The following is a 520-nucleotide window of genomic DNA, read 5'->3' as shown; positions in this document are numbered from 1 at the left end:
CGAATGGATACCTTTCACAGAGTATCCTGGATATTTTCTCCTCATAGGATTTCGGTAAAGAATATGCAATGACTTCCTCTACACGCGCATATTGTAGGAAATAATCAATATGCCATTTCAACCTCTTCTCCCTTCTCCTGTGTCTTTCAACTCTCCTCCTCAAATTTCTCTGGGCGGAGCCCACGTAAACATAGTAGCCAGGGGAAAAAAGCACATTGCCCAGTGCCCCTATTTCAATTTCTCCCCTCTTCGGATTATTTATGAGAAGGAGGTAAACCCCACTATCCGGTAATTTTTCCATCTCTGATTTCAAGGATTCTGGTGGCATATTCCTTCAACCGCATATCATGGGTGGCTATTATAACAGTTTTACCCTCTTCGTTTAGTTTCTTGAATAATTTTATGATCTCCATCCCGGTTTCCGTATCCAGTTCGCCTGTAGGCTCGTCTGCAAGAATTATTGGCGGATCGTTGGCCATGGCCACCGCTATTGCTACTCTCTGCTGCTCTCCACCGCTCA

General features: G+C 44.4%; 2 protein-coding genes. Both read right to left on the bottom strand.

What is annotated here, in order from left to right; genetic code table 11:
• Positions 1 to 301: DUF123 domain-containing protein (locus PSE7429_RS23125; protein WP_040690587.1), on the bottom strand; the 301-nt coding region annotated here is incomplete at its 3' end.
• Positions 282 to 520 (bottom strand): ATP-binding cassette domain-containing protein (locus PSE7429_RS23120; RefSeq protein WP_009629841.1); only part of this gene is annotated, 239 nt, incomplete at its 5' end. The genes PSE7429_RS23120 and PSE7429_RS23125, both read right to left, overlap by 20 nt.

It is taken from the genome of Pseudanabaena biceps PCC 7429 (assembly GCF_000332215.1).
GTDB classification, from domain to species: domain Bacteria; phylum Cyanobacteriota; class Cyanobacteriia; order Pseudanabaenales; family Pseudanabaenaceae; genus Pseudanabaena; species Pseudanabaena biceps.
The sequence above is the reverse complement of the archived record's forward strand: the minus strand, read 5'-3'. Positions and strand labels throughout refer to the sequence as shown.